The organism is Halanaerobiales bacterium, from assembly GCA_035270125.1.
GTDB lineage: Bacteria > Bacillota > Halanaerobiia > Halanaerobiales > DATFIM01 > DATFIM01.
This window is the reverse complement of the sequence record DATFIM010000225.1, coordinates 1-6,075: the sequence shown is the minus strand read 5'-3', so window position 1 is coordinate 6,075 and position 6,075 is coordinate 1. Positions and strand designations below refer to the sequence as shown.

Below are 6,075 nucleotides of genomic sequence, written 5' to 3'. Positions count from 1 at the left end.
GGGGGTACTTAGTTTAAATATAGGAGGAAAAGTAATGACTATTCCAAAACATGTTGCTATAATAATGGATGGTAATGGTAGATGGGCTCAAAAAAAAGGCTTACCACGTCGAAAAGGTCATAAAGAAGGGGTAAGTACTTTAAAAAAAATAGCAAAAGCAGCAGGTAAAATGGGAATTAATTATTTAACTGTTTATGCTTTTTCTACTGAAAATTGGAAACGTCCTGATAAAGAAGTAAACTTTTTATTAAATCTTTTTGAAAACACAATTAAAAATGAACTAGATGCTTTAAAAGAAAATGATGTTCATATTAATATTATTGGACGTAAAAATTCATTACCATCTAATATAGTAAATCAAATAGAATATTTAGAAAATAAAACTGCAAATGAAAATGACTTAATCTTAAATATTGCGTTTAATTATGGTGGGAGAGCTGAAATAGTAGATACAGCTAAAAAAATCATAAAAAATAAGGTCAATGTTGAAGACCTGGATGAAAAAAAATTTTCCTCTTATCTATATTTGGATAGTATTCCTGATGTAGAACTTTTAATTAGAACAGGAGGAGAAAAAAGGTTAAGCAATTTTTTGCTCTGGGAATCAGCTTATGCTGAACTATATTTTACCGATGTTTACTGGCCTGATTTTTCAAAAGATAATTTACAGGAAGCGATAAATGAATTTCATCAAAGAAATAGAAGATTTGGCTCTTTAAATGAAGATGGTGATTATAATGCTTTTTAAAAGGGTTATAAGCGCATTAATAATTTTTTTGATTATAGCTTTATTTATATTTTTGGGGTCTTTCCCTTTCTTTATATTTGCAGCTACATTAAGTATTTTAGCTACTAATGAGTTTGCAAATCTTTTACCATTAGACTATAAAAAAAATAAATTATTTTTAATCATTTTAAATTTAGTTATAGTTTTATTTACATATTTAAGTAGTAACAATTATTTAAATTTATCCATTGGATTTTTTATTGCATTAATTTTTTCTATATTAATTGTTTATCATATTCTTAAAAATAGCTATCATAAAATAATTTATAATTTAGGAATCAATATTCTTGGACTTATCTATATTGGGGGAGGAATGTCATTTTTTATTCTATTGAGAAATATTGATGTTTCTACCATTCATGAAACAATTCCTATATGGTTAGCATTGATTTCGACCTGGACAACTGATATTGGAGCATTTTTTACTGGTAAACTTTTTGGAAAAAAACCTCTTGCCAGTAAAATTAGTCCAAATAAGACTATTGAAGGAGCTCTTGGTGGTATTATATTAAATTTGATTATAATTAATATTTTTGTATTTTCTATTAATTTATTTTCATTTCACTGGATAATTTATGGTATTTTAAGTGCTATATTTGCAATATTTGGAGATTTATTTGAATCAAGTATAAAAAGAGACATGGATATTAAGGATACTGGTAATTTAATACCTGGCCATGGAGGAATACTTGATCGTTTTGATAGTTTGATTTTCACAAGTGTGTTTACATATTATTTTATTATTTTTATGTTCTAAAAAAAGAAAAAAGAGGTTATTATTATGGAAGATTGGATTAAAAAATATTTAATTTTATTTGGAATTTTAATTATATCAATATTTGTGTTTAAATATATTCTAATATATTTGACCCCTTTTATTTTAGCAATTATTTTTGCAAGTTTAATAGATCCGATAGTTAATTGGTTGGAAAAAAATACTTTTTTAAATAGAGGTTTTAGTGTAATTATTGTTTTGGTATTAGCAATTGCAATAATTGTTACTTTTATATTATTTGGAATTTCCCAATCTTATCTTGAGTTAAATAGGGCTCTTAAAAATCTACCTGATTATAATTCTCTTAATGATCGTTTTAAATGGTTTTTTCAAGAAAATAATCAGTTAACAAATTTAATTAATGAACTTAAACTATCAGAGCCAATTAAAAATATTTTAAGTTCTAATTTAGAAATGATATATGAAAATATCAAAAATGGTTTAATAAGTTTTATTAATACTATATTATCATATCTTAGTAAACTTCCTATGTTTTTTACAATTTTATTTTTAAGTTTTATTGCTACATTTTTTATTAGTAAAGATAAAGAAAAATTAAACAAATATTTTTTGAATATATTTCCTGATAAATGGAAACCACAGGCTGAAAAGGTTAGAAATGAATTAATAAATTCTGCTATAGGGTTTATTAGAGCTCAATTAATACTAATAAGTATTACAGGAGTTATAAGTTGGATAGGCCTGATGATTATTGGAAGTCAGTATTCTCTTATAATAGCTGTTTCAGCTGCCATTCTTGATCTAATACCTATTATAGGACCTGCCTTGATGTTTTATCCTTTAATAATATATAATATTATAATAGGTCATATAGGTAAAGGAATAAGTTTATTTATATTACATATTATTCTTGCTGCTATTAGATCTGGTTCTGAAGGAAAAATAGTAGGGAAAAGTTTAGGTATTTATCCATTATCGACAATGATTGCTTTATATGCAGGTTTTAGAATAATGGGATTAATAGGATTTATAGTAGGACCTGCAGTATTAGTATTAATAAAAGCTTTTATCCAAGCAGATTTAATAAATATTATTGAGGAGTGAAAAATGAATGAAAAATATCTCCGTTTTAGGATCAACCGGTTCTGTTGGAACACAAACCTTAGAAGTAATAGATTATTTGGATGATAAATGGAATGTTTTAAGTCTTTCTGCATACAGTAATATTGATTTATTGGAAAAACAGATAAAAAAATATAATCCTAAATATGCTGTAGTAATTGATAATAAATCTGCTAAAATATTAAATAATAAACTTAAAAATAGTTCTACTGAAGTTCTTCAAGGTAAAGAAAATTTAGAAAAAATAGCTTCACTTTCTAATCTTGATTTAGTAATTAATAGTATAGTCGGAGCAGCAGGATTAAAACCTTCTATTGCTGCCCTGGAGGTTGGTCATACACTAGGATTAGCAAATAAAGAGAGTTTAGTTATTGGTGGTCATTTAATAGCAGAAATTTTAAATAATCAAAATGGCAAAATACTGCCGGTGGATAGTGAACATAATGCTATTTTTCATTTATTGGAAGATAAAGTAAGTAAAGAAATTGAAAACATTCTTTTGACAGCATCAGGAGGACCATTTTTTAATAAAAACAAAGAAGGAATGAATAATGTCACAGTTGAAGATGCCCTTGATCATCCTAATTGGGATATGGGGAACAAGATTACTATTGATTCAGCCACTATGATGAATAAAGGATTAGAAGTGATTGAAGCACATTGGCTCTTTGATGTAGATTATGATAAAATTAAAGTGGTTGTTCATCCAGAAAGTATAATTCATTCCATGGTTGAATTTTGTGATAAAACTATTACAGCTGAACTTGGAGTACCTGATATGAAAACACCAATTCAAAGTGTTTTAACTTATCCTAATAAAATTAAAGGTGAAGTAGAATCATTAGATTTATTTGAAATTGGACAATTGAATTTTAAAAAACCAGATTTTAATAAATTTCCAAATCTAAAACTTGCTTATGAAGCAGGTAAAAAAGGTGGAAGTATGCCTATTGTTTTGAATGCTGCCAACGAAGTTGCTGTAAATTTGTTTTTAAATAAAAAAATATCTTTCTTAGAAATTTCTGAAATCATTGAAAAGACTCTCGGGAAACACCAAAAAATAAATTTCCCAAATATTGATGACATAATGGAAATAGATAAATGGGCCAGGAAAAATGCCAAGGAGGAATGTAAATAATGTTTGTAACAATATTAAGTTTTATTTTTGTTTTAGGGGTTTTAATACTTGTTCATGAATTTGGCCATTTTATTACTGCCAAAAAAATAGGAATTAGAGTAGAAGAATTTGCTTTAGGATTTGGACCGAAATTGATATCTAAAAGAAAAGGTGAGACAGTTTATTCAATTAGAGCTGTACCTTTAGGTGGTTTTTGTAGTATGACTGGAGAATTTCCTCCAGATGATGATTCTTCAGAAGAAGAAATAAAACTTTATGAAGAAACTAAAAAAAATGGTAGAACTTTTGATCAACAATTACCATGGGAAAGATTTTTAGTATCTATTATGGGACCTGTTATGAATTTTGTTCTTGCATTTATAATTTTTATAATTATATTTTTAGGTTATGGATTACCTGTAAGTCAATCTAATACAACAGAAATTGGACAAATTACACCACAAATGCCAGCTGCTGAAGCAGGTTTGCAACCTGGAGATCAGATTGTAGCAGTAAATGGTCAAGAGACTGAAAGCTGGCAGGAAATGTCCAATTTATTAAGTAAAGCTGAAGGGCAAGAAATAAAATTAGAAGTTGAAAGAGATAATGAAATTTTTAATGTTAGCCTTACTCCAGAGTATAATCAACAATTAGATAAAGCGGTAATTGGTATTTCGGCAAGAATAATTCGGGAAAATGTTGGGCCAATAAAAGCGGTTACCCAGGGATTTAATCAAACAATTTATTCTACAAGATTAATAATTATGGGTGTAGTTGATATGATTAAAGCCCGATCTGCTGAGGGTTTAGGAGGACCGGTAATGATTGCCAATGTAGTTGGTCAGGCAGCCAAAACTGGATTTGAAAACTTGTTAAATTGGATGGCTGTAATTAGTATAAATTTAGGAATCATTAATTTATTACCATTACCAGCTCTTGATGGAGGAAGATTAATTTTTATTATAGTAGAGAAAATAAGAGGGAAAGCTCTTCCCCCTGAAAAAGAAGGTTTAATTCACATGATTGGTTTTGCTTTATTGATGTTATTAATGGTTTTTATTATTTATCGTGATATTGCAAATATATTTTTTAAATAAATTAGTTTAAAATACTGGAGGGTACAAGTTGCATAGAAGAAAAACTAAAAAAGTTTTTTTTGCAGATGTTGCTGTTGGAGGAGATTCTCCAATCAGTATTCAATCAATGACAAATACTAAAACTACTGATGTAAAAAATACAGTAAAGCAAATTCACAAACTAGAAAAAGCTGGTTGTGAATTGATAAGAGTAGCAATACCAGATATAGAAAGTGCAAAAAAAATTAAAGATATAAAAGAAAAAATTTCTATTCCGTTAATAGCTGATATCCATTTTGATTATCGGCTTGCTTTAAAAGCTATTGAAAGTGGTGTAGATGGGTTACGACTTAATCCTGGTAATATTGGTAGTAAAGAAAGAGTTGAAAAAGTAGTAAAAAAAGCTAAAAGTGCTAATATACCAATAAGAGTTGGTGTTAATTCAGGATCTATTGAAAAGAGATTGTTAAAAAAATATGGACATCCAACTGCTGAAGCTATGGTTGAAAGTGCTTTAAATCAAATTAAAATACTTGAAGACAATAATTTTGAAGATATTATTATTTCTTTAAAATCTACAGATATTTGGATGACTATAAAAGCTTATAAACTAATGGCTAAAAAAAGAGATTATCCTTTTCATATAGGAATTACTGAAGCTGGTACACCTAAAAAAGGGGTAGTTAAATCCGCGGTAGGAATAGGAAGCTTATTAACCTTGGGACTAGGCGATACTCTAAGAGTATCTTTAACAGGAGATCCTATAAAAGAAGTAGAAACATCCTGGCATATATTGGAATCATTGGATATAAGACAAAAAGGTATAAAAATTATTTCCTGTCCCACCTGTGGTCGAACCAATATTGATCTAACTACTTTAGTGGAAAAAGTTGAGAAAAAATTGGAAGGTATTGAACTTCCAATTACAGTGGCTGTTATGGGTTGTGAAGTAAATGGTCCTGGTGAAGCAAAAGAGGCTGATATTGGAATTGCTGGTGGAAGGAAACAGGGAATTATTTTTAAAAAAGGAAAAAAAATAAAAACAGTTAAAGAAAAAAATTTACTTGATGCTTTAATGACAGAAATTGATAAAATAAGGAGTGATTTTAATGAAAATGTCTAAATATTATTTACCAACTTTAAAAGAAACACCTGCTGAGGCAGAAGTTACCAGTCATAAACTTATGTTACGAGCAGGAATGATCAGAAAATTGAGTGCAGGAGTGTATTCTTATTT

At 28.0% G+C, this 6,075-nt stretch carries 6 protein-coding genes; all 6 read left to right on the top strand.

Annotated features, from left to right (window positions below; all coding sequences use genetic code 11):
• Window positions 1-748 (top strand): isoprenyl transferase (locus VJ881_11100; protein HKL76600.1); only part of this gene is annotated, 748 nt, incomplete at its 5' end.
• Complete coding sequence (locus tag VJ881_11095) at window positions 738-1,544, top strand: phosphatidate cytidylyltransferase (GenBank protein HKL76599.1); 807 nt, start codon at window positions 738-740, stop codon at window positions 1,542-1,544. The genes VJ881_11100 and VJ881_11095, both read left to right, overlap by 11 nt.
• Before the next feature lie 24 nt (window positions 1,545-1,568).
• Complete coding sequence (ytvI, locus tag VJ881_11090; protein ID HKL76598.1) at window positions 1,569-2,627, top strand: sporulation integral membrane protein YtvI; 1,059 nt, start codon at window positions 1,569-1,571, stop codon at window positions 2,625-2,627.
• Window positions 2,628-2,634: 7 nt separating this feature from the next.
• Window positions 2,635-3,783, top strand: a complete 1,149-nt coding sequence (locus VJ881_11085; protein HKL76597.1) for a 1-deoxy-D-xylulose-5-phosphate reductoisomerase — start codon at window positions 2,635-2,637, stop codon at window positions 3,781-3,783.
• Window positions 3,783-4,859: an RIP metalloprotease RseP gene (gene rseP / locus VJ881_11080; GenBank protein ID HKL76596.1), complete on the top strand. Its 1,077-nt coding sequence runs from the start codon at window positions 3,783-3,785 to the stop codon at window positions 4,857-4,859. Before VJ881_11085 ends, rseP begins: the two co-directional genes overlap by 1 nt.
• Window positions 4,860-4,887: 28 nt before the next feature.
• Window positions 4,888-5,961: a flavodoxin-dependent (E)-4-hydroxy-3-methylbut-2-enyl-diphosphate synthase gene (ispG, locus tag VJ881_11075; GenBank protein HKL76595.1), complete on the top strand. Its 1,074-nt coding sequence runs from the start codon at window positions 4,888-4,890 to the stop codon at window positions 5,959-5,961.
• The last annotated feature ends 114 nt before the right edge of the window (window positions 5,962-6,075 follow it).